Source organism: Subtercola vilae, from assembly GCF_004923255.1.
Lineage (GTDB): Bacteria > Actinomycetota > Actinomycetes > Actinomycetales > Microbacteriaceae > Subtercola > Subtercola vilae.
The window spans coordinates 1-21,503 of the sequence record NZ_QYRT01000042.1 but is presented as its reverse complement, the minus strand read 5'-3'; the positions used below and the strand labels follow the sequence as shown (position 1 = coordinate 21,503).

Below are 21,503 nucleotides of genomic sequence, written 5' to 3'. Positions count from 1 at the left end.
AGCGAAGGGTGTTCGTGCGGTGACCGGTAGGGGGTGCCTGCCACCGCACGAAGTGTGTGGTGCCCGTGCGGCGGGAAACTCGGGGGGAAACTACCCGCCGCACGAAGCGCGTGAGGCCTGCAAAGCGCCTCACATAGAGAAGAGAGTCGCCAACGGCCTCCGCATTACGCGACTTTCGAAAAAGTTTTCAGAAATGTTTGAAAGCCCGATGGCCGGTGGCCGGGCGAGGGCCGGGCGACGGTGGGGCGCTCACCCTAGAATCGTCGAGTGAAGATTCTTGTTCTCGGCTCCGGTGCTCGCGAGCACGCCATCGTCATCGCACTGCTCAGCGAGGCCGGGCGCGGGGGCGAGGCGCATGAGATCGTGGTCGCTCCGGGCAACGCCGGTATCGCGGCCGACGCGCCCGTCGCCGATCTCGACCCGACCGACCCGCAGGCGGTCACGAACTTCGCCCTCGAGCACGACATCCAGCTCGTCGTGGTGGGCCCAGAGGCGCCGCTCGTCGCCGGGGTCGCCGACGCCCTCCGCACCCGCGGCATCGCCGTGTTCGGCCCCGGCAAGGCCGCCGCCGCGCTCGAAGGCAGCAAGACGTTCGCGAAGCGCATCATGGATGCGGCCGGTGTTCCCACCGGCCGTGCCCTCCGCGCCGCCACGACCGCCGACGTCGAGCGTGCCCTCGACGAGTTCGGGGCACCCTACGTGGTCAAGGCCGACGGTCTCGCCGCCGGCAAGGGAGTGCTCGTCACCTCCGACCGCGCCGCCGCCCGCGCGCACGCCGGCACCTGGCTCGCTCACGGCGACGTGCTCTTCGAAGAGTTCCTCGACGGCCCCGAGGTCTCGCTGTTCTTCCTCAGCGACGGCCACACCGTTCTGCCGCTCTCGCCCGCGCAAGACTTCAAGCGCCTGCTCGACGGCGACGAAGGCCCCAACACGGGCGGAATGGGCGCGTACTCCCCGCTCCCGTGGCTGAACGACGAGTTCGAGAGCGAAGAAGACTTCGTGAACGAGGTGCAGGTGTCGATCGCCCTGCCGACCATTCGCCAGCTCGCGCAGGAGGGCACGCCGTTCATCGGGCTGTTGTACTGCGGGTTGATCCTCACGAACGACGGAATCCGCGTGATCGAATTCAACGCGCGCTTCGGCGACCCCGAGACCCAGGTGGTGCTGCCTCGGCTGGTCACCCCGCTCAGCGAGCTTCTGCTCGCGAGCGCGGCCGGAACCCTCGCCGGGCATCCGACACCCGTCTTCTCACCCGACAGCGCCGTGACCGTGGTGCTCGCGAGCGAGAACTACCCCGAGACTCCCCTCGTGGGCCGCGAGATTACTGGTCTCGACGAGGCCGCGCGCGTCGAGGGCGTGCACGTTGCCCATGCTGCGACGGCGGTTCAGGATGCCCGTCTCGTCTCCACCGGAGGCCGCGTGCTGAGCGTGGTGGCCCTCGGGCACGGTTTCGGCGAGGCCCGCGCGCGGGCGTATGAAGCGCTCGGGCGCATCACGCTCGCGGGGGCGCAGTACCGCACCGACATCGCCGCGCGGGTTGCGGCGGCCGAAGGTGGCGCGGCGGGTGATGCCGCGGGCGTCAGCATCGGCGGCGTCGGCGTCGCTGGATTCAGCGCCGGTGTAGGTACGGCGAGTGGCGTCGCTGCCGCGGAGACCAATGCTTTTGGGGGCGGTGTGAGCGAGCAGACTGCCGCACCGATCGACGGCTGGCGCCATGTGTATTCGGGCAAGGTTCGTGACCTGTATGTTCCGGCTGGCGCCTCGTCGTTGGCCAATTCGAGTGCCGTGCTGGTCGTGGCGAGCGACCGGGTGAGCGCGTTCGACTTCGTGCTCGAACCCGGAATCCCCGGCAAGGGCGAGCTGCTCACCAGCCTCAGCACGTGGTGGTTCGACCAGCTCGACGGGTTCGCGAACCACCTGATCGCGCGCGCTCCGGGCGCCGCAGGCACCGCAGACACTGCAGACACAGCAGACACAGCGCGCACCGAGCCGACCGCTGCCGCCGATACCAGCGCCACCACCGCCCCGGGCACCACCGCCATCCCCGCCGTACCCGCAGGGGTCGCCGCGCGGGCGATGCTCGTGAAGCCGCTCGACATGTTCCCGATCGAGTGCGTCGTGCGTGGCTACCTCGCCGGCAGCGGCTGGGCCGAGTACCAGGTGAGCCAGAGCGTCTGCGGAGTCAGCCTCCCGGCCGGCCTCAGCGACGGCGACCGCCTGCCCGACCCGATCTACACGCCCGCCTTCAAGGCCGAGCAGGGCGAGCACGACGAGAACATCACCTATGAGCGCACGGTTGAGCTGGTGGGAAAGCAGGTCGCGGCCGAGCTGCGACGGCTGTCGCTCGAGGTCTATGCCCGGGCATCCGGAATCGCCGAAGCTCACGGCGTGATTCTCGCCGACACCAAGTTCGAGTTCGGCGCCGACCGTAACACCGGCGAGATCACGCTCGCCGACGAGGTTCTCACCAGCGACTCGAGCCGGTTCTGGGATGCCGCGGCCTACGACTCGGGCGAACGCACCGCGAGCTTCGACAAGCAGATCGTGCGCAACTGGCTCGCCGCGAACTGGAACAAGCAGGGCACTCCCCCGCTGCTTCCCGCCGCCGTCGTGGCCCAGACGGCCGCCCGCTATCGCGAGCTGATCGCCCGACTCACGGCCTGAGGCCGGGGCCCGCGCCGCCATCCTGCGACTGACAACGCACTCGGCGGCCCCCGTTCAATCCGACCCGCTGAGGGCGGCGGTGTGAACGAGGGCCGCCGATTCAGTGATCTTCGGGTAGGGGGTCAGACCGCGTACGCGCCGACCAGGCGCACGGCGCCGCCGTTGACACCCTTGGCGCCCTGCTCGAAGCCGGTGACGTCGCGGGGGGCGGTGCTGACGGCACCGACCTGCCAGGTGCGGATGCCCGCCGCCTCGATGCGCGCCGCGACAGCCGCTGACTGCGCGGCCGAGACGACCGCGATCATGCCGATGCCGAGGTTCCAGGTGCCCTCGGCGCTCTCAAGGGTGGAGCCGGCCCAGTCGCTCAGCACACAGAAGACGGGCAGCGGCGCCCAGGTCGAACGGTCGACCTCGACCCACGAGCCGATCGGCAGCACCCGCGCGAGGTTCGCCGCGATGCCGCCACCGGTGACATGGCTCAGCGAGTGGATCGCCCCGGCGAGGGCCGGGTCATCCAGAACCGCCAGCAACGGCGAGGTGTAGAGCCGGGTCGGCACGAGCAGCGCCTCACCGACCGTGACGCCAGCCGCGCCGGCAGCACCGGCACCAGACCCGCCGCCCGCCGCCTCGCCGCTGAGGTCGGCCGAGACGGAGGTGTAGGAGACACCCGCGCCGGCCAGAATGTGGCGCACGAGGGAGAACCCGTTGGAGTGCAGCCCGCTCGACTCGAGCGCCAGCACCACGTCGCCATCGGTGACGCGCTCGGGGCCGAGCAGGGCATCCGCCTCCACGACACCCGTGGCAGCACCGGCCACGTCGTAATCGTCAGGCCCGAGGAGCCCCGGATGCTCGGCCGTCTCGCCCCCGACGAGTGCGGTGCCCGTGGCAGAGCATGCCCGCGCGATGCCTGCGACGATGTCGGCGATGCGGGCCGGAACCACTTTTCCGCACGCGATGTAGTCGGTCATGAAGAGGGGCCGGGCGCCGACCACGACGATGTCGTCGACCACCATTCCCACGAGGTCTTGCCCGATGGTGTCGTGCTTGTCGAGCGCCTGGGCGATGGCGACCTTGGTGCCCACGCCGTCGGTCGAAGTGGCCAGCAGGGGCTTCGTGTACGACTTCAGCGCCGACACGTCGAACAGCCCGGCGAAGCCGCCGAAGCCGCCCACCACGTTGGGGCCGTGCGTGGCCGAGACGGCCGCTTTCATCAGTTCGACCGCCAGGTCGCCCGCGTGAGTGTCAACGCCGGCTTCGGCATAGCTGTTCGTCATGCGTCCATTGTCGCAGCCCCCGCCGCGGCGTGCGTGGCACGCAGACGAGGGTCGTGCGAGCGACCGGGCCCGGGCATCCGGTGCCGCCGCGGCCGTAGACTAGAGAACGGCCTATTTCTCTACCCGTCTGGAGCCCGCCTGCATGTGCGGCATCGTTGGCATCGTTTCGTCTGAGCCCGTCAATCAACTCGTCTACGACTCGTTGCTGCTGCTGCAGCACCGCGGCCAAGACTCGACGGGCATCGCGACCGCCGACCGTGACACCTTTCACGTGATCAAGGCGAAAGGGCAGGTGCGCGAAGCTTTTCGCACGCGCGACATGCGTTCGCTGCTCGGCACGATGGGCCTCGGTCACGTGCGCTACGCCACGCACGGCAATGCCGCGAGCGAGCAGGAGGCTCAGCCGTTCTACGTGAATGCGCCGTACGGCATCATCCTCGTGCACAACGGAAACCTGACGAACACGCGCGAACTGACGCAAGAACTGTTTCACATCGATCGTCGGCACCTGAACACCGATTCTGACACCGAGCTGCTGCTGAACATCCTCGCGCACGAGCTCCAGGCGCAGGTCTCGGGCCTCGACCTCGACCCCGAGCAGGTCTTCACCGCAGTGTCGCGCGTGCACGAGCGCGTCGAAGGTTCGTACGCAGCCATCTCGATGATCGCCGGCCACGGGCTGCTCGCGTTTCGCGACCCGTTCGGCATTCGCCCGCTCACCATCGGCAAGCGCGTGCTCGAGTCGGGCCGCGACGAGTGGGTCGTCGCCAGCGAGTCGCTCGTCATGGAGAGCCTCGGCTACGAGGTCGTACGCGATGTGGCACCGGGTGAGGCCGTCTTCATCTCGATGAGCGGTGAGATGTTCTCGAAGCAGTGCGCTCCGGATGCCCGGCTGATTCCCTGCGCGTTCGAATTCGTCTACCTCGCCCGCCCCGACTCGGTGCTTTCGGGCATCTCGGTCTACGAAGCCCGCCTGCGTCTCGGAAACCGTCTCGCCGACACCGTCGCCCAGTGGGCGCCCTCTGGCGACATCGACGTGGTCATGCCCATCCCCGACTCATCCCGCCCCGCCGCTATGCAGGTGGCGCAGAAGCTCGGCATCGAGTACCGCGAAGGGTTCTACAAGAACCGCTACGTTGGCCGAACGTTCATCATGCCCGGCCAGGCCGTGCGCAAAAAGTCGGTGCGCCAGAAGCTGAACGCCATGTCGACCGAGTTCAAAGGCAAGAACGTACTCATCGTCGACGACTCGATCGTGCGCGGAACCACCTCGAAGGAGATCGTCGACATGGCCCGCCAGGCCGGCGCCAACAAGGTCACCTTCGCCTCGGCCGCGCCGCCCGTGCGCTTCCCGCACGTGTACGGCATCAACATGCCGTCGCGTGACGAACTCGTCGCTCACAATCGCAAGATTCCCGAGATCGCGGCGTACATGGGCGCCGACCACCTCATCTACCAGGAGGTCGCCGACATGCAGGCGGCTATCATCGAGGGCTCCTCAGTCGAGTCACTCGAGATGAGCTGCTTCACGGGTGACTACGTCACCGGCACCGTCACGCCCGAGTACCTCGCCTGGGTGGAGCGCACGCAGAACTCGTAGGCGCCCGCCCGCCGCCTCACCTCCCTCCAATTTGGAGTTCTGGAAGGCGAGGGCAGGCGCGAGAGTCAGGCCAGGGCGGGGGCCGGGAGGTTCGGGGCCCAGCCGAAGGCGGGGGCCACGTGCAGGGCGATCTGCTCGAGCAGGTGCGCGTTGTAGTCGACGCCGAGCTGGTTGGGAACGGTGAGCAAGACGGTATCGGCCGCCTGAACGGCAGCGTCGGCGGCGAGTTCAGCCGCGATGACGTCGGGTTCACCGGTGTACGAGCGCCCGAACCGGGCAAGACCGCCGTCGAGGTGGCCGACCTGGTCTTGCGCATCACTGCCAGAACCCGAACCGAAGTACCGTCGATCGAGGTCAGTGGTGATCGGAATCACGCTGCGCGAGATCGACACCCGCGGCTCGCGCTTCCAGCCCATCTTCGCCCAGGTCTCGCGGTACAGAGCGATCTGTTCGGCCTGCAACTCGTCGAACGGGATGCCCGTGTCTTCGGTGAGCAGCGTCGAGCTCTGCAGATTCATGCCCTGCTCGGCCGCCCAGACGGCGGTCGCGCGGGTGCCTGACCCCCACCAGATACGGTCGCCTAGGGTTGGCGACTGCGGCTCGATGGCGAGGGGCGTGGTGGAGCGGCTCATCTGAGGGTTCGGCCGGGCAACGCCGGCACCGGCGATGGCGGCGCGAAAGATCTCGGTGTGCTTGCGGGCCAGGTCGGCATCCGTCTGCCCCTCGGCGGGCACGTAGCCGAACAGCTCCGAGCCGCGGAGAGCAGTCTCGGGCGATCCCCGACTCACGCCGAGCTGCAGTCGTTCGCCACTGATGAGGTCGGCCGCGGCCGCATCCTCAGCCATGTAGAGGGGGTTCTCGTACCGCATGTCGATGACCGCGGTACCGAGTTCGATGCGCGACGTGCGCGCACCCATCGCGGCGAGCAGCGGAAACGGCGAGGCCAGCTGCCGGGCGAAGTGATGCACCCGAACATAGGCTCCGTCGATGCCGAGTTCTTCGGCAGCCACGGCAAGGTCGATGCTCTGCAGCAGCGCGTCTCTGGCCGTGCGCGCCTGTGAGCCGGCCACCGGCTGATAGTGGCCGAACGACAGGAATCCGATGCGTTTCTTCATGACCGGTACAGCGCCGGGAAGGGCCGGGGTATTCCCATTTGAATGCATTTGCATACAGATGGGAAGCACCCCGACCCAGCGGTTCGATGACCTCCGAAACTACACGCCCGTGGTTCGGCGACGACGACGCAGGCTCAGGATGCCCACACCCACCAACAGCAGGGCCAGCCCACCCCAGAGCGGGGTGACGTCGGCTCCGGTCGAGGCGAGAGACCCGGCCGCTCCGGCCGACCCCGCTGCCGCGGAGTATCCGTCACAGTTCGTGCTGGCTCCGAGCGGCGCGCTGATCGTGAGGGAGTCAAGGGCCTGCCCTGCGGTGTAGAAACCACCGAACGCGGTGGCTCCCGATGCGGTGAGCGTGGTGGGGGCATCCACCCACCGTGCTCGGCCGTCGGTGAGCTGAGCTGAGGCCGACGACAGGTCGATGCTCGCCAGGCTCACGGTGCCGTTGACGCCGGAACCCTGCAGAGCCTTCGAGGCGACATCGGCCACGAGCACGGCCGAGGAGGCCGAGAGAATCTGTACCCGCGGGTTGGCGATGGCCAGGTCGAGCGCGCCGGCGTGGCCGGTGAAGTGCACCGACCCGCCGAACGAGACGAGGCCGCGCGAGTCTGACGCGTTGAACGTGCCGGTTCCGCCCGACCAGGTGAAGCCGTCACCCGCAGAGACTCCGCTGGTGGCGATGGCACCCTTGGCGATGGGCCCCGTGATGTAGCTCACGAAGCTCTGCTTGACACCCCACGTGAGCGTGGCGCCACTGACGACCTGAGCGACGCAGACCGGCTGCACGGGGGCGGCCACCACGGTGCCGTCACCCGTGAGAACGGGCTGCAGCGGCGTGGGTGCGGTGGGCACGGTGAGGGGTGGCGTGACCACGGGGGGCACCACGACCACGGGTGCGTTGAGACCGTAGCTGAAGCTCACCGGGTCGGTTGCCACGCTCTGGTACTGGCTCCATCCACCCGGCTGAAGCACCGACGAGAAGATGCCGGAGAGGTTGCTGAAGACCAGGCGGCCATTGGCATCGGTTGTCGACGACGAGTCTGCCAGCGTCGCAACGTCGATGCGGGCGAGGCTGCTGAGCCCGACCGTGTCAGACGTCGAGGTCTCGGCGCTCAGCACGACGGTACCGTCGGCCGCGAACGTGACCCACGGGTTCTGCAGGGCGATGTCGAAACCGTGCGAGGCGTTCGCGAAGTCGACCGAGCCCTGGTATTTCAGGGTGCCGACGCCGGTGGCCGGGTCGTATTCCGCCGCCGGCCCAGTGGTCGCTGCCAACCCGGCGGAGCCGGCTGACCCCGCCGGCGCCTGGCTGAACGAGAACCGCCCGTCAGCGCCGACCGTGGCGCCGCCTGCTGCGGTGACGGTCGCGCCGAACATCTTCAGGTATGTGCGCCACGAGTCTTTGAATCCCCAGACCAGCGACCCTGCCGTGCCGACCGGCTCGGTGGGAGCCACCGCGGCCGTCCACTGAACCGCGAGAGGCGACGGCGGCTTGGTGGCCTGCGCTGCCGAAGTGCCCGAGCTGTAGTAGAACGCGCGGATGCTCGTCGGCACCTGGAGCACGAAAGCGTTGCTCCACGCGTTGGTGTAGGCGACTCCGGCGGAGACCGACCAGGTGCCGGGGGCGGTGGTGCCGGCGAAATCGAGGGAGTAGCTCGTCGAACCGGTGGTGCCGAACGTGGGCAACACGGCCCCGGTGAGGGTGGCGACCACGAGGCGGGTGCCCCGGGCATCCGGAGCCGCACTGGTGGTGACGGTGGCCGACCATGCTCCGGCTCCGCTGGCGTCGACCGCGAGGCTCGGGTCGGTGAGCTGAACCCACGCGTCGGCGATGCCGGGGTACGCGAGAACACGGATGCTGCCGGTGAAGTCGATCACGGCGGCCCCCGAATCGTAGGTGGCCGTGCCGCCGGTGAGCGCGAAGGTCTGCCCGTTCACGGCGACGTTTCCCGTGGCCGTTTTGACCCAGGCGCTGCTGTAGGCCGAGTAGTCCCAGTTCGCCGAGATGCCGGCCAGGGTCTTCGCGTCGCTGCCGGGCGCCTGCACGGACTTCACTGTCGTGTCGACCACGCCGTAGTTGGCGGTGGTGGTCACCGTTGAAGCGATGAAGGCACTGCCGGCGGCGGGAGCGAACGCTGCCGTGAAGGTGTGGCCTCCCGCCGTGAGAGCCGTGAGAGGCGTGAGAGGCAGCGTTGCCACGCCGCCGGTCACCGGCGCGGTGCCGAGCGAGACGGGGGTGGCTGTTCCGGTGGTGACGGCTTTCACGTCGAAGAACTCGACGGTGCCCTGCGGCGTGGCCGCGGTGCCGGCGGGGGCGGGCGGGGTGACCGGGGTGCCCGTGGAGGCCGGGGTGGCGGTGGAGGCCGGGGTGGCCGGAGCGAGCACCACCGTCGCGGTCAGCGTTGTCGCGCTGCCGAGCAGAACGGGCGCGGCGGGGGTGAGGGCGAGAGTGGTGACCGTGGCAACCGGAGTGACGACCACGGGTGCGTCCGTGACCGTTACGACGTGCGCGCCAGAGGTCGAGGCCGAGTATGCCGAAGTGTCGGTCGGCGTGAACTCGGCGGTGTAGCTGTGCGTACCGGTTGTGGCGACCACCGTGGCGCTGGCCGAGCCGGCGGTGTCAACCGCGACCGGCGAAGGCAGGGCATCCGTGCCATCGACGAATCGAATGCTGCCGGCGACGGCGGGCGAGACGCTGGCCGAGAGAGTGATCGTGTCGCCCTCGGTCGCGGCAGCCGGGGTAGCCGTGAGCGTGGTGGCGGTGGTCACGACCACCGGAGCAGGGGGTGCGGCCTCGAAGGGCAACGAGAACGACACCGTGTCGAGTGCCGCACCGACCGTGTAGAACCCCCCGAAGACACTGGCCGACCCGGGGCCGGCAGCGGCGGCGACACCGCTGAACGAAGCGACGCCGTCGTTCACACTGTTGGTACCGGTTGTCAGGTCGAGCGTGGCGAAGACAGCTGTTCCGCTGGCGCCCGCGCTGTCGGTGTAGTCGAACGAGAGGTTGCCGGTGGCAGCATCAGTGAGCGTGAGCTCGGGGTGCGACAGGGTGATCGAGATGTGGTGCGCCGGCACGGTGAAGGTGATCGCGCCGCCGAAGCTCACATCGGCAGCCCCGGTTGCCTCGTCGTATGAGCCTCCCGTCGAGCCGCCCCAGCCGTAGGGTGCGGGTGAGGCGCTCGAGCCGTTCGCGAGCGCGACTGATCCGCCGAAGCCCGACACATAGTTTCGCCATGAGTCTTTGATGCCCCAGGTCAGCGAAGCACCCGACACGTCGCCGGTCGAGGCGGTGGTGGTGGCGGTGGCGGTCAGAGCAAAGCCGAACACGAGCATTCCGGCGAAGAGAACGAGCGCCACCAGGGCACTCAGCGGTCTGGTGAGGCGACGGCCCCAGCTGTTTGTCACGATGCGGATACTCCTGGTCGGTGAGGGGGTGGCAGGGGGTGGCGCGGAGGCACCGCCCCCACATCTGTGAAGAAACACAGGCAGCGCTCCGCAGCCCTGACACTAGCGCAATTTAGGTAAGGCTTACCAAACTTTATTTAGGGTAACCTAACAGCGTGATCTTTCTTCATTGCACCACGAAGCCCGTGTTTCCGCGGATTCTGCTGCCCATCCTCCTCGCCGCCGCTCTCGCGGTCACCGGATGCTCGGCGCCTGCCCTCGGTTCCGGCACGTCAAGCGGCGGCGGTTCTGGCACCGCTTCATCGTCAGAACCCTGCTCCTCAGCTCCCGCCGCACAGGTTGCTCTCAGCCAGCTTCACCCGACCACGCCGCCGCGCGAACTCACCGGCGCGTCGACCGCCTGCCTGCCGAGCGAGAGCATCGCCGCTCTCACGCCTGCCCCCACACCGCAGCTGCCCACCACCGTCGTCGACAACCAGGGCACCACCGTCACCGTCACCGACGCGAGCCGCATTCTGGCGCTCGACGTCTCGGGAACGCTGGCTGCGACCGTGTTCGCCCTCGGCCTCGGCCCGCAGGTGGTGGGCCGCGACATCTCCACTGGGTTTCCTGAAGCCGCCGCGCTGCCGGTCGTGACCCAGGGCGGTCACCAGCTGAGCGCCGAAGCGATTCTGGCGCTCGCCCCCACGGTGATCATCACCGATTCGTCGATCGGCCCATGGGATGTGCTGCTGCAGCTGCGCGGCGCCGGTATTCCGGTGGTAGTTCTCACACCCGACCGCTCGATCGACAACGTGGGCACCATTGTTCAGGGCGTGGCCGATGCCCTCGGAGTGGCCGCGGCCGGAGCATCCGAGACCGCGGGCGTTCAGAAGCAGATCGCCGCGACGGTCAACGACATTGCGAAACTCGCCCCGACGGCGAGCGCCGACAAGGTGCGCGTGATGTTCCTCTACGTGCGCGGCTCGGCCGGGGTCTACTACATCTTCGGCAGAGAATCGGGTGCCGACGCCCTCATCACGAGCCTCGGCGCCATCGACGTGGCGGGCGAGATCGGTATACAGGGCATGCGACCGATGACTGCGGAGGCCGTCGTGGCTGCGGCACCCGACGTGATTCTCATGATGACCAAGGGGCTCGAATCGGTCGGCGGGGTCGAGGGGTTGATAGCGGCGGTGCCGTCGGTCGCGCTGACTCCCGCGGGCGAGAATCGGCGCATCGTCGAGATGAGCGACTACGACATTCTGAGCTTCGGTACGCGCACGCCGGCGGTGCTCGACGCGCTGGCGCGGGCCCTGTATGCGCCGGGCGGCTCGGGCGCTGGGGTGGATGCCCAACCGAACCCGAGCACCTCGTGACCCGCCGCGCCCTGCTGTTCACCGGGCTCGCCGCGGCCCTGGTGATCGTGGTCGTCTTCTCGGGGGCCACCGGGCAGCTGTCGATTCCACCCGGGCAGGTACTCGGCTCACTGCTGCACGCGGTGGGCCTCGATATCGGCCCCCTGCCCGCACTCGGGCAGGGCCACGAGGCGCTGTGGAGCATCCGGTTTCCCCGCATCGCCCTCGCCGTTGTGGTCGGCGCCGCGCTCTCGGTGAGCGGGATGCTCATGCAGGCGATCTTCGGCAACCCCCTCGCCGACCCGGGTGTGGTGGGCGTCTCTGCCGGCGCGGCCGTGGGCGCTGCAGCGACCATCGTGCTCGGCTGGTCGTTTGCCGGCGACTGGACCATCGCCCTCACCGCCTTCACCGCCGGCCTGCTCTCGACGTTCGTCGTCTACGGCGCGGCCCGGGCGGGAGGCAAGACCGAGGTCGTCACGCTCGTGCTCACGGGGGTCGCCGTCACAGCCGTCGCCGGGGCCGGGCTCGCTTTTCTGCTGTTCTTCGGTGACAGCCAGGCGCGCGAGGCCATCGTCTTCTGGCAGCTCGGCAGCCTCAACGGAGCCCTGTGGCGCGACGTCTGGGTCGTCTTGCCGGTGGCGCTCCTCGGAATCGTCGCGGCACTCGCGCTCTCCCGCCGGCTCGACCTGCTCTCGCTCGGCGAACGCTCGGCGCGACACCTCGGGGTCAACGTCGAACTGCTCCGGGTTGTCACCATCGTGCTGGTCGCCCTGCTCGTTGCCGTGGCGGTAGCGTTCACCGGCATCATCGCGTTCGTGGGGCTCGTCGTGCCGCACCTCATGCGCATGATCATCGGGCCGGCCCACCTGCCGCTCACCATCGCGAGCGCCCTCGGCGGCGCTCTGCTGCTCTCGACCGCAGACCTCGCGGCCCGCACGATCGTGCCCTACGCCGACCTGCCGATCGGCATGCTCACGGCTCTGGTCGGTGGCCCGTTCTTCTTCTGGCTGCTGCGCCGCACGCGCGCACGATCGGGCGGGTGGGCATGATGGTCGGGCGGGGGCTCGAGGCAGTGGGAGTGTCGCTCGCCATCGACGGTCGCACGATTCTCGATTCGGTGTCGCTCGTTGCTGCACGCGGAACCGTGCACGCCCTCGTGGGGCCTAACGGAGCCGGTAAGTCCACCCTCCTTTCCGTGCTCAGCGGTGATACCGCGCCCGCCGCAGGCGAGGTACGGATAGAAGGACGACCCCTGGCCACCTGGCCGCTGCGCGAACTCGCACGCCGCCGCGCGGTGCTGCTGCAGCAGAACGCGGTGTTCTTCCCCTTCACCGTGCAGCAGGTCGTCGAGATGGGGCGCGCACCCTGGCGAGGAACTGTCTCGGATCATCACGACGAAGCGGCCGTAGCCGAGGCGCTGGCGCTGGCCGAGGTCGACATATTCTCTGAACGGCATGTACCGACTCTCTCCGGAGGAGAACGTGCCCGCGTGGCCTTCGCCCGCGTGCTCGCCCAGAGCGCGGGGATTCTGCTGCTCGACGAACCCACCGCCGCCCTCGACCTGCGGCATCAGGAGCACGTGCTCGGAGTCGCCCGCACTCGTGCCCGCTGCGGCGACGCCGTGATCGTCGTGCTGCACGACCTGACTCTCGCGGCCGCGTTCGCCGACACCGTGACCGTGCTTCAGGGCGGCCGCGTCGCAGCGACGGGCGGGCCCGACGCGGTGTTCACCTCCGACTTGCTCACTCAGGTGTACGACCACCCCATCGAGGTGATCCGGCACCCCCGAACCAACGCCGCGATCGTGCAGCCGGTGCGCTGAACTGCTGCCCCCACCACAGAACCTCCAGCTCCCAGAAAGTCAGTCATGGCACTCCTCCCCTCGGTCTTCCGCCTCCCTCTCGCAACGCGCCTCCGCGCCACGCTTCTGACCGGCGCCCTCCTCGCCACCCTCGTCGCGACAGCATCCACCGCACCCGCACCCGCGCACGCAGCCGACACCGCGACCGTGCAGGTCACCCTCACTGCCGACGCTGCTGTGACGAACACGGTCTACACCGACGAGACCACGGCGCTCAGCGTGTCGGGTAGCGGATTCCAGTCGATCGAGAAGGGGTTCGGCGGTATCTACCTTCTGTTCGGCTGGGTCGACCCCTCGGGTGCCTGGCAGCCGAGCAAGGGCGGTGCCACTGGAGCCACCTACCGCTATGCCATGGACGACGAGTCGAAACCCGCCGGCTACCAACAGTTCATCGCCTTCCCCGGCTCCACCACCGAGGCGAGCGCGAGCGGCGGCGACATCACCGCCGATGGCAGCTGGGCCACGACCCTCACGGTCGCCGGTTCGAGCTTCGAGGCCACCGACCGTGACGGCAACGCGACAACGGTCGACTGCCTCGCCTCGCAGTGCGGCGTGATCACCATCGGCGCCCACGGCGTTGCGAACGCGAACAACGAGACCTTCACGCCGGTGAGCTTCGTTTCGTCGGCGGCGATGACCGCCTCCGCCTCCGAAACTTCTGCCCCCACCGCCGTGCCTGTTGCCACCGGCACACAACCGGCCGCAGCCATCGCTACCGCAGACACCTCAGCGGGCGCCAAGCCGTCGAGCGCCACCGGTTGGATGCTCGGCTCCGCACTGGCGCTGCTGGCCCTGCTCGGCATCGGTACGTGGGCCCTCGTTCGCCGTCGTCGCGCCGCTACCCCACCGGCCGACAGCTGAACACTCGCGGGCGCCTCCCCTGTCGGAATACCCCGACCACCGCTATGGTTGTAGCTACAATGAATGGCTCCCTGAACAGCACCGACCTGCTCGCCGCCAGCACCGGCATGGGCCCGGTCACCCTTCGCGTCGGCAACCTCGACGCCGAGATCGCCTACTACCGCGACGGCGTCACGCTCGACGTTCTGAGCCACGAAGGCAGCATCGCCGTGCTCGGGCGCGGCAGCACCCCCGTACTCATCCTCGAGCACGCCCCCGAGCTGGCGAACGCGGCCCCGCGGTCGGCCGGTCTGTACCACACGGCCATCCTCTTCGAATCGCGCGAGGCACTCGCCGCCGCCATCTACTCGGTGGCGACCACGGCCCCCGGAACCTTCACCGGCAGCGCCGACCACAAGGTCAGCATCGCGTTCTACTTCACCGACCCCGAAGGCAACGGGGTCGAGCTGTACTGGGATCGCTCCCGCACCGAATGGAGCTGGGTGCACGGCCAGATCGAGATGGCCACGCTCTACGTGGATCCGAACGAGTTCCTGCAGAAGTACCTCACGGAAGAGACGGTTCAGAACCCAAGGCTCGGCGGAGCATCCGTCGGTCACGTGCACCTCTCAGTGGGTGACATACCGAGCGCCAAAGAGTTCTACGTGCGGAGGCTCGGCTTCGAGACCACCTTCGAAATTCCCGGCAGTGCGTTGTTCATCTCGGCCGGCAAGTATCACCACCACATGGCGATGAACACCTGGCAGAGCGCTGGAGCTGGCAGGCGCCAGCTCGCCCTCGGCCTCGCGCAGGTCGACATCGTGGTGCCTGCCGTCACCGACCTCGGAGCCCTCGAGGAGCGCCTCACCCACTACGCAACCCCGTTCGCCAACGACGGTCGGGCGCTCGTCATCGAAGACCCCTGGGGCAGCCGCGTTACCGTCTCGACCGAGCCGCTGACCCCCGCCGCGTAGCTCTGGCTCGGCCGGCTGACGCGTGCGTCAGGCGAGCAGGGCCTCGACCCTCGCGACGGTGGCGCGCCAGAGGGGCGACGCCGGATCGATGATGGCGAAGTGGTCGCCGGGGGCTTCGAGGAGTTCCGGATGCCCGAGCTCGGGTCGCGCCGACACCCTCCTGTTCATCGCGATGAAGTCGGCCGAATCGCCGGTTCCCTGCACCAGCAGCCACGGCGCCCGGCGGCGCTCGAACCGCGCCGGATCTGCCGCCGCATACCGCCCGGGCACCTCGTCGGGAGTGCCCCCCAGCGCCATCACAACCGCGTCGCTGCTCAGCCGGTGCTCGACGGCGTAACCGAGGTCGACCACGCCCGCGAGCGAGACGGCGAGCGCGATGGGGGGTACGAACGGGGGCGCGAACGCCGGTGCCCCCACAGGCGCAGCGCCTTCCGGGAGGGCGTCACCCTCCGCCTCCGCGAGTTCGAGGGCGAGTTGGCCGCCCGCCGAGTGACCGAACACGACGAGGGGTACGCCCGCGTCGAACTGCGGCAGACCCCGAAGGGCACCGAGGGCCGCGTCGAGGTCTGAGAGCGTGGCCGGCCAGCCATGGGCATCCGGCCGCCGGTATTCGGTGTTGAAGACAGCCCAGCCGCGTGCCACGAGATCGGCGGCGAGAGGGCGCATCAGGTCGAGGGTGTAGGCCGAGCGGTAGAAGCCTCCGTGCAGCAGCACGGCGGTGGCGACCGGTGCCGGTGCACCGAGAACAGGTGCGCGCCACTCGGCGAACTGGTCGGGGTCGGTGCCATACGCGACACGCGTGACGGCGGGTTCGGGCGGGGGCTTTCTCCATCGCACGGCTCAGCGCGCCTCGTCGTGCGGTGCAGCGCCGGCGTCGCCCGACCCGGCGGCAATGTGGGGCTCGGCGGCAGTATGGGGCTCGGCGGTCGCCGCACCAGCCGCCACGTCGCCCGCCCGCGGCCGCTGCACCTCGAGCGGCCCGGTGAACTGGCTGCCGCGGAGCTCAGCACTGGCGTCACCGCTGAAGAGGGCATCCGGAGGCGTCTTCGATGGTACCGACGCCGAACGCGGCGCATCTGACTCGAGCGGCGTCTCGGAGAGCTCCACCCGCGTGTGCGGAACCGTCTGCGGCGACACCTGCTGCACCCAGCTCACCATCTGCTCCCGCACGTAGCAGCGCAGGTCGAACAGCGTGGGTGCATCGACAGCCGTGACGAGAATGCGGATGCGCACGTACCCCGCCACCGCGTCGGTGACCTGCAGAATGGCCACCCGGTCATCCCACAGCTCGGTCTTCGCCATGACCCGGTGCAGTTCGTCGCGCATCTCGTCGGGCTTCACGCGCCAGTCGAGGTCGAACTCCACCGAGCCCATCAGCTGGGAGTTCTTGCGGGTCCAGTTCTGAAACGGGGTGGTGGTGAAGTAGGTCGAGGGCAGAACCATTCGCCGGTCATCCCACAGGTGCACCACCACATATGTGAGTGTGATCTCTTCGATGCGCCCCCACTCGGTTTGAACGATCACCACGTCGTCGATGCGAATGGCATCACTGAACGCCAGCTGCACCCCGGCGAACACGTTCGCGAGTGTCGACTGCGCCGCGAGCCCCGCGACGATGGAGATGAGCCCGGCCGACGCGAGCAGCGACGCTCCTGCCGCCGATACCCCCGGGAACGTCAGCAGTATCGCCCCGAGCCCCACCAGCACGGTCGCGACCACGGTGATGCGCCGGATGATCAGCACCTGTGTGCGGAGGCGCCGGGCGTGCCGATTGTCGGGCACATCGGTGCGGTACCGGGCGAGCCCGAGGTCTTCGAGGAAGATCGCCAGCGCGCAGACGAGCCAGGCGCCCGCCGCGATCGACAGCACCAGGAAGGTGTGGCTCAGAACCTCACGCCACGCGGGGTCGACGCTCGTCGCCTGCAGCGCCACCCAGAGTGCGACGACGAGCAGAAAGATGCGAAACGGCCTGCGGGCACGGCGGATGAGCCGCACGGCCCACTCTTTGCGACGGCTGATGCGGCGCACGATGAATGCGGTCACGGCGGTGACCACCACCGCAACGACTACGGCGATCAGAACATAGACAAGGGCCTCTAACCACGGCATGGTGCCCACACTAGAGAGAAAGTCTGTCAAAAGCTGCAGATCGTCAGATCATCGCCAGCCTGTGTGCGGCCCGAACCTCGACGCGCCACGACACTACCCACACCGCCAGCGCGCAGAGCGCGAGCCCCGTCGCCACCACGCCGGCGAGCGACATACCACCGAGGCCGTACGCCACCGGCCCGAGCATCGCGCCGAGCGACCCGCCCAGAAACACGCTCACCATGAACACCGTGTTCGCCTGGGCCTCTCCACCCGGGTTGGCAGTCATCGCGCGGTTCTGGTTCGCCGACTGCGCGCTCTGGTTCGCCCAGGTCAGCACAAACACCGAGATGCCGAACAGCACGCCCTGCCCTTCGTCGAACACCACGGTCACCGTCGCGAAGACCAGGAGCACCAGAAAGAGACCGCCCACCCGGGTGGCCCCGAACCGGTCGACGAAACGCCCACCGAACGGGGTGATGACGCCAGCCGCCAGCCCCACGAGGCCGAACAGCCCGGCTTGGGCGACACTCCACCCGTAGAGCGGGCCGGTGAGGTGCAGCACCATCACTGTCCAGACCGTATTGAACGTGGCGAAGGCGAAGAAGTGCATGGCCGACGACAGTCTCAGGGCACGACTCGTTCGGGCGAGCCGAAGAGTAGACAGCAGCAGAGAACCGTAGGTTCTGCCGAGGGCGCCGAGTGCAACATCCGACCGCAGAGCACGACGGAGGAACGGAATGGTCGCCGCGACGCCGAGCGCGAAGATCACCATCACCCACCGCCAGCCGAGCGGGCCCACCAGAAGGCTTGCCACGATGCGCCCGCCGAAGATGCCGATCAGCAGCGCCCCGAGCAGCACGGTCGTCGTCGACCCCGAGCGACCGGCCGGCGCCAGCTTGTTCGCGGCCGGAATCGTGAGCTGCGCGATGTTCGCCACCAGTCCCACGACCAGAAAGCCGAGCGCCACACTCACGATCTCTGGCAGCACGGCGGTCAGCAGTAGCGCCGACGCGAGCAGGATGAGCTGCGTCGTTATCTGCCGACGCGGCTGAATGCGGTCAGACAGCGGAACCAGCAGAAAGATACCCACGGCATACCCCACCTGCACCGCGGTCGCCGTGAGACTGGCCATGCCCGCTGGCACGCCGAGCGTGGTCGCGAGGTCGGTCAGCATCGACTGCGGCAGGTAGATGGTGCTGACCGCGGCGGCGGCCGTTGCGGCGAGAACCAGCAGCTTCAGGTTCCACGAACGGGCCTGCTGTTTCACGGGGTCTGTCACGGGGTCTCCGGATGCTCGGGGCTGGCATTTGGCGGTGTCGGCCCCTTTGCCGGCTCCCACCGTACAACGCAATCGACTCTGCAGAGTTTGCGGGTGCCAGGCGTGCACACCCGCAATTTCTGCAGAGTCGAATTGGTGTGGTGAGGTGGTGCGGTGGTGCGGTGCGGCTAGACGGTGAGGTTGACGGCGGCCGCGGGTTCGGCGTTCAGGCCGGCCGCGTTCGGCGGGGCGACCTCGGAGTCGATGTCTCCCGCAGCGAGGGCAGCCTCGACGCGGTCGCCGAGGGTCTGGTCGACGTTTCGCCAGTACTGCAGGGCGCGTGCCTTGATCTCAGGGATCGTGACCTGGCCCACGTGGCCGGCGATGTTCGCGACCAGACGGTCACGGGCAGCGTCGTCGAGCACCTCGCGAACGAGGGTTCCGGCCTGGCCGAAGTCGTCGTCTTCGGCGTGCAGCGTGGCTGCGGTGCGCTGCAGCTCGCCGTCGTTCTGCCACCCAGCGGAGTCACCGGCGGCCTCGGGTGAGGCAGCGGGGCCACCCACCGAGTTTGGCGCGTACACGGGCGTCGACGGTGCATTGAACGCGTAGCGCGCGGCGCCGTCTTTCGAGTACGAGTTGACCGGCGCAGCGTGCGGCGAGTTCACCGGCAGCTGAGCGTGGTTCGTGCCGACACGGTACCGGTGGGCATCCGCATAGCTGAAGATGCGCGCGAGCAGCATCTTGTCAGGGCTGGCTGCGATGCCGGGAACGAAGTTCGAGGGGGCGAAGGTGGCCTGCTCGATCTCGGCGAAGTAGTTCTCGGGGTTGCGGTTCAGAGTGAGCGTGCCGACCTTGTGCAGGGGGTAGTCGGCGTGCGGCCAGACCTTCGTGAGGTCGAACGGGTTGAAGCGATAGGTCGCCGCCTCGGCGTACGGCATGATCTGCACCGAGAGGCTCCACGACGGAAAGTCGCCGCGGTCGATGGCCTCGCCGAGGTCGCGGATGTGGAAGTCAGCGTCTTCGCCGGCGATGGTGTTCGCGGCTTCCTGGCTCAGAATCTCGATGCCCTGGTTGGTCTTGAAGTGGTACTTGACCCAGAATCGCTCGCCCGCGGCGTTGATCCACTGGTAGGTGTGCGAGCCGAAGCCGTCCATGTGGCGCCAGGATGCCGGCAGCCCACGGTCGCCCATCAGCCAGGTGACCTGGTGGGCCGACTCTGGGCTGAGCGACCAGAAGTCCCACTGCATGTCGTTGTTGCGCAGGTGGCTACCCGGCAGACGCTTCTGCGAGTGGATGAAGTCGGGAAACTTGATGCCATCGCGAATGAAGAACACGGGGGTGTTGTTGCCCACGAGGTCGTAGTTGCCCTCGGTCGTATAGAACTTCAGCGCGAAACCGCGGGGGTCGCGCCAGGTATCGGGGCTGCCCTGCTCGCCGGCCACGGTGGAGAAACGTGCGAGCGTCTCGGTGCTGACACCGGGCTGGAAGAGCGCAGCGCGGGTGTACGCCGACACGTCTTCAGTGATCTCGAGGGTGCCGAATGCGCCGCCGCCCTTGGCGTGAACGATGCGCTCTGGCACCTTCTCGCGGTTGAACTGTGCCAGCTTCTCGAGCAGGTAGTGGTCATGCAGGGGGATGACGCCGTCGGCGCCGACGCTCTGCGAGTGCTCATCGCTCGCAACGGGCGCACCGGAGTTGGTGGTGGTGTGGTTCTGCACAGTGTCAGTCATAGTGTCTCCTTCGGTTTCAACTGTTCTAGTCAAGCACTTGTTTTGACTAATTCATAATAAGGATCGCTCGGGCGTGCCCTGAAGGGGGGTCGAGGCGGGGCGCGGCGCGGGTCAGGTGCGGGCCAGGCGCAGGCCCGGCGCGGGCGTGAGTGCAGCAGGCGTGCGGGGTTGAGCGGCTAGAATCGGAGCATCCGTTCGCCGAACTCTGGAGTCTCCGGTGCCCACAATTGTCGTAGAAGTCATGCCCAAAGCCGAGCTGCTCGACCCGCAGGGCAAGGCCGTCGCCGGCGCGCTCGCGCGTCAGGGTCGCTCGAAGATCACCGGCGTTCGTGTCGGTAAGCGGTTCGAGATCGAGGTCGAGGGGCCTGCCACCGACGAGATTCTCGCCGAGGTGTCGGTTCTGGCCGACGAGATGCTCGCCAACCTCGTCATCGAAGACGTGATCAGCGTGCACTTCGCCGGTGCCGACGGGTTCGGGCACGACGCCGAGCACGACTTCTCGACCGGAAACGTGACGAACGACACGTCGTTCGACGAGGCGTCGACGCCCGAAGCGCAGGCAGAGATCCTCAAGGGAATCTCCTAATGGCTCCCCGTATCGGCGTGGTGACCTTTCCGGGGTCGCTCGACGATCGTGACGCCCAGCGCGCCGTGCGACTCGTCGGCGCTGAGGCCGTGCCGCTGTGGCACGGCGACCACGACCTGCACGGGGTCGATGCGATCATCCTGCCCGGTGGGTTCAGCTACGGCGACTACCTGCGCGCGGGGGCCATCGCGAGCCTGTCGCCCATCATGTCGGAGGTCATCGACGCGGCCGGGGCCGGCATGCCCGTTCTCGGCATCTGCAACGGTTTTCAGATGCTCGCCGAGGCGCACCTGCTGCCGGGCGGGCTCATTCGCAACGACCACGGCAACTTCATCTGCCGCGACCAGCGGTTGCGCGTCGAGAACACGTCGACGGCGTGGACCTCGGCGTTCGCCGACGGGGCCGAGATCACCATCCCGCTGAAGAACGGCGAGGGCGGGTTCATCGCGTCGGCCGACACCATCGCGCGGCTCGAGGGCGAAGGGCTCGTGGCGTTCCGGTACCTCGAGGTGAACCCCAACGGCTCGATGAACGACATCGCCGGGCTGACCAACCCCGCCGGCAACGTGGTGGGGCTCATGCCGCACCCCGAGCACGCTGTCGAAGAGGGTTTCGGACCCGACACCTCCTCAGCCATGCGCTCCGGCACCGACGGCCTGCTGCTCTTCACCTCCGCGCTGCACTCCCTCCTCGCCCGCGCGTAGCCCCCGCGCTTCCCTCCCCGCGCCCTCCCGCGCTGCTCGCCAAGCCGCGCTCCGCACC

Annotated in this window: 15 protein-coding genes and 1 pseudogene; 9 read left to right on the top strand and 7 right to left on the bottom strand. The window is 68.5% G+C overall.

Features of this window, described 5'->3' with window-relative positions:
- Nucleotides 1-267: 267 nt before the first annotated feature.
- The gene (gene purD / locus D4765_RS19795; protein ID WP_237280499.1) at nt 268-2,664 is read left to right on the top strand and encodes a phosphoribosylamine--glycine ligase; all 2,397 of its coding nucleotides are present in this window, start codon (nt 268-270) and stop codon (nt 2,662-2,664) included.
- Between the two features lie 122 nt (nt 2,665-2,786).
- Here the strand turns inward: purD and purM are convergent, their stop codons facing one another.
- Nucleotides 2,787-3,938 (bottom strand): phosphoribosylformylglycinamidine cyclo-ligase, encoded by a 1,152-nt coding sequence (purM, locus tag D4765_RS15995; RefSeq protein ID WP_136643323.1) that lies wholly within the window; start codon nt 3,936-3,938, stop codon nt 2,787-2,789.
- A gap of 142 nt (nt 3,939-4,080) precedes the next feature.
- On the opposite strand from purM, the gene purF reads away from it, so the two are divergent.
- Nucleotides 4,081-5,538 carry an amidophosphoribosyltransferase gene (purF, locus tag D4765_RS15990; RefSeq protein ID WP_136643322.1) on the top strand — a complete coding sequence of 486 codons (1,458 nt, stop codon included), beginning with the start codon at nt 4,081-4,083 and terminating at the stop codon, nt 5,536-5,538.
- 65 nt (nt 5,539-5,603) lie between these two features.
- Here the strand turns inward: purF and D4765_RS15985 are convergent, their stop codons facing one another.
- Both D4765_RS15985 and D4765_RS15980 read right to left on the bottom strand, forming a co-directional pair.
- A complete protein-coding gene (locus tag D4765_RS15985) occupies nt 5,604-6,653 on the bottom strand; it encodes an LLM class flavin-dependent oxidoreductase (protein WP_136643321.1) in 1,050 nt (349 codons plus the stop codon).
- A gap of 99 nt (nt 6,654-6,752) precedes the next feature.
- On the bottom strand, nt 6,753-10,064 hold the full coding sequence (locus tag D4765_RS15980) for an HtaA domain-containing protein (protein WP_136643320.1): 3,312 nt from the start codon (nt 10,062-10,064) through the stop codon (nt 6,753-6,755).
- A 155-nt stretch (nt 10,065-10,219) separates the two neighbouring features.
- Between D4765_RS15980 and D4765_RS19790 the strand changes: the two genes are divergently transcribed.
- Genes D4765_RS19790 through D4765_RS15955 form a run of 5 tightly spaced genes read left to right on the top strand, consistent with a single transcriptional unit; the run spans nt 10,220 to nt 15,076 of the window.
- Nucleotides 10,220-11,422, top strand: coding sequence for a heme/hemin ABC transporter substrate-binding protein (locus D4765_RS19790; protein WP_237280498.1), 1,203 nt, complete (start codon nt 10,220-10,222; stop codon nt 11,420-11,422).
- Complete coding sequence (locus tag D4765_RS19785; RefSeq protein WP_237280497.1) at nt 11,419-12,450, top strand: FecCD family ABC transporter permease; 1,032 nt, start codon at nt 11,419-11,421, stop codon at nt 12,448-12,450. The genes D4765_RS19790 and D4765_RS19785 overlap by 4 nt, the downstream gene beginning before the upstream one ends.
- Nucleotides 12,447-13,223: a heme ABC transporter ATP-binding protein gene (locus D4765_RS15965; protein ID WP_136643317.1), complete on the top strand. Its 777-nt coding sequence runs from the start codon at nt 12,447-12,449 to the stop codon at nt 13,221-13,223. Before D4765_RS19785 ends, D4765_RS15965 begins: the two co-directional genes overlap by 4 nt.
- A 45-nt stretch (nt 13,224-13,268) precedes the next feature.
- Nucleotides 13,269-14,123 carry a hypothetical protein gene (locus tag D4765_RS15960; protein WP_136643316.1) on the top strand — a complete coding sequence of 285 codons (855 nt, stop codon included), beginning with the start codon at nt 13,269-13,271 and terminating at the stop codon, nt 14,121-14,123.
- Between the two features lie 59 nt (nt 14,124-14,182).
- Nucleotides 14,183-15,076 (top strand): VOC family protein, encoded by an 894-nt coding sequence (locus D4765_RS15955; RefSeq protein ID WP_136643315.1) that lies wholly within the window; start codon nt 14,183-14,185, stop codon nt 15,074-15,076.
- Nucleotides 15,077-15,103: 27 nt separating this feature from the next.
- Here D4765_RS15955 and D4765_RS15950 read toward each other — a convergent pair whose 3' ends face one another.
- From D4765_RS15950 to D4765_RS15935, 4 genes are all read right to left on the bottom strand, one after another.
- A complete protein-coding gene (locus D4765_RS15950) occupies nt 15,104-15,913 on the bottom strand; it encodes an alpha/beta hydrolase family protein (RefSeq protein ID WP_136643314.1) in 810 nt (269 codons plus the stop codon).
- Nucleotides 15,914-15,916: 3 nt separating this feature from the next.
- Nucleotides 15,917-17,185: a mechanosensitive ion channel family protein gene (locus D4765_RS15945; protein ID WP_136643313.1), complete on the bottom strand. Its 1,269-nt coding sequence runs from the start codon at nt 17,183-17,185 to the stop codon at nt 15,917-15,919.
- Nucleotides 17,186-17,228: 43 nt separating this feature from the next.
- Nucleotides 17,229-18,446 carry an MFS transporter gene (locus D4765_RS15940; protein ID WP_237280496.1) on the bottom strand — a complete coding sequence of 406 codons (1,218 nt, stop codon included), beginning with the start codon at nt 18,444-18,446 and terminating at the stop codon, nt 17,229-17,231.
- A gap of 167 nt (nt 18,447-18,613) precedes the next feature.
- On the bottom strand, nt 18,614-20,155 hold the full coding sequence (locus D4765_RS15935; protein WP_201799341.1) for a catalase: 1,542 nt from the start codon (nt 20,153-20,155) through the stop codon (nt 18,614-18,616).
- Between the two features lie 217 nt (nt 20,156-20,372).
- Between D4765_RS15935 and purS the strand changes: the two are divergent.
- Both purS and purQ read left to right on the top strand, forming a co-directional pair.
- Nucleotides 20,373-20,612: pseudogene (gene purS, locus D4765_RS19780) on the top strand (phosphoribosylformylglycinamidine synthase subunit PurS); the annotation flags it as partial.
- A gap of 128 nt (nt 20,613-20,740) precedes the next feature.
- Nucleotides 20,741-21,445, top strand: coding sequence for a phosphoribosylformylglycinamidine synthase subunit PurQ (gene purQ, locus D4765_RS15925; RefSeq protein WP_136643311.1), 705 nt, complete (start codon nt 20,741-20,743; stop codon nt 21,443-21,445).
- The last annotated feature ends 58 nt before the right edge of the window (nt 21,446-21,503 follow it).

Coding starts and splice junctions, on each gene's coding strand:
- D4765_RS15935 (WP_201799341.1), bottom strand. CDS start 20,155: ATGACTGACACTGTGCAGAACCACACCACCACCAACTCCGGTGCGCCC.
- D4765_RS15985 (WP_136643321.1), bottom strand. CDS start 6,653: ATGAAGAAACGCATCGGATTCCTGTCGTTCGGCCACTATCAGCCGGTG.
- D4765_RS15965 (WP_136643317.1), top strand. CDS start 12,447: ATGATGGTCGGGCGGGGGCTCGAGGCAGTGGGAGTGTCGCTCGCCATC.
- D4765_RS15960 (WP_136643316.1), top strand. CDS start 13,269: ATGGCACTCCTCCCCTCGGTCTTCCGCCTCCCTCTCGCAACGCGCCTC.
- purF (WP_136643322.1), top strand. CDS start 4,081: ATGTGCGGCATCGTTGGCATCGTTTCGTCTGAGCCCGTCAATCAACTC.
- D4765_RS15945 (WP_136643313.1), bottom strand. CDS start 17,185: ATGCCGTGGTTAGAGGCCCTTGTCTATGTTCTGATCGCCGTAGTCGTT.
- purQ (WP_136643311.1), top strand. CDS start 20,741: ATGGCTCCCCGTATCGGCGTGGTGACCTTTCCGGGGTCGCTCGACGAT.
- D4765_RS15955 (WP_136643315.1), top strand. CDS start 14,183: ATGAATGGCTCCCTGAACAGCACCGACCTGCTCGCCGCCAGCACCGGC.
- purM (WP_136643323.1), bottom strand. CDS start 3,938: ATGACGAACAGCTATGCCGAAGCCGGCGTTGACACTCACGCGGGCGAC.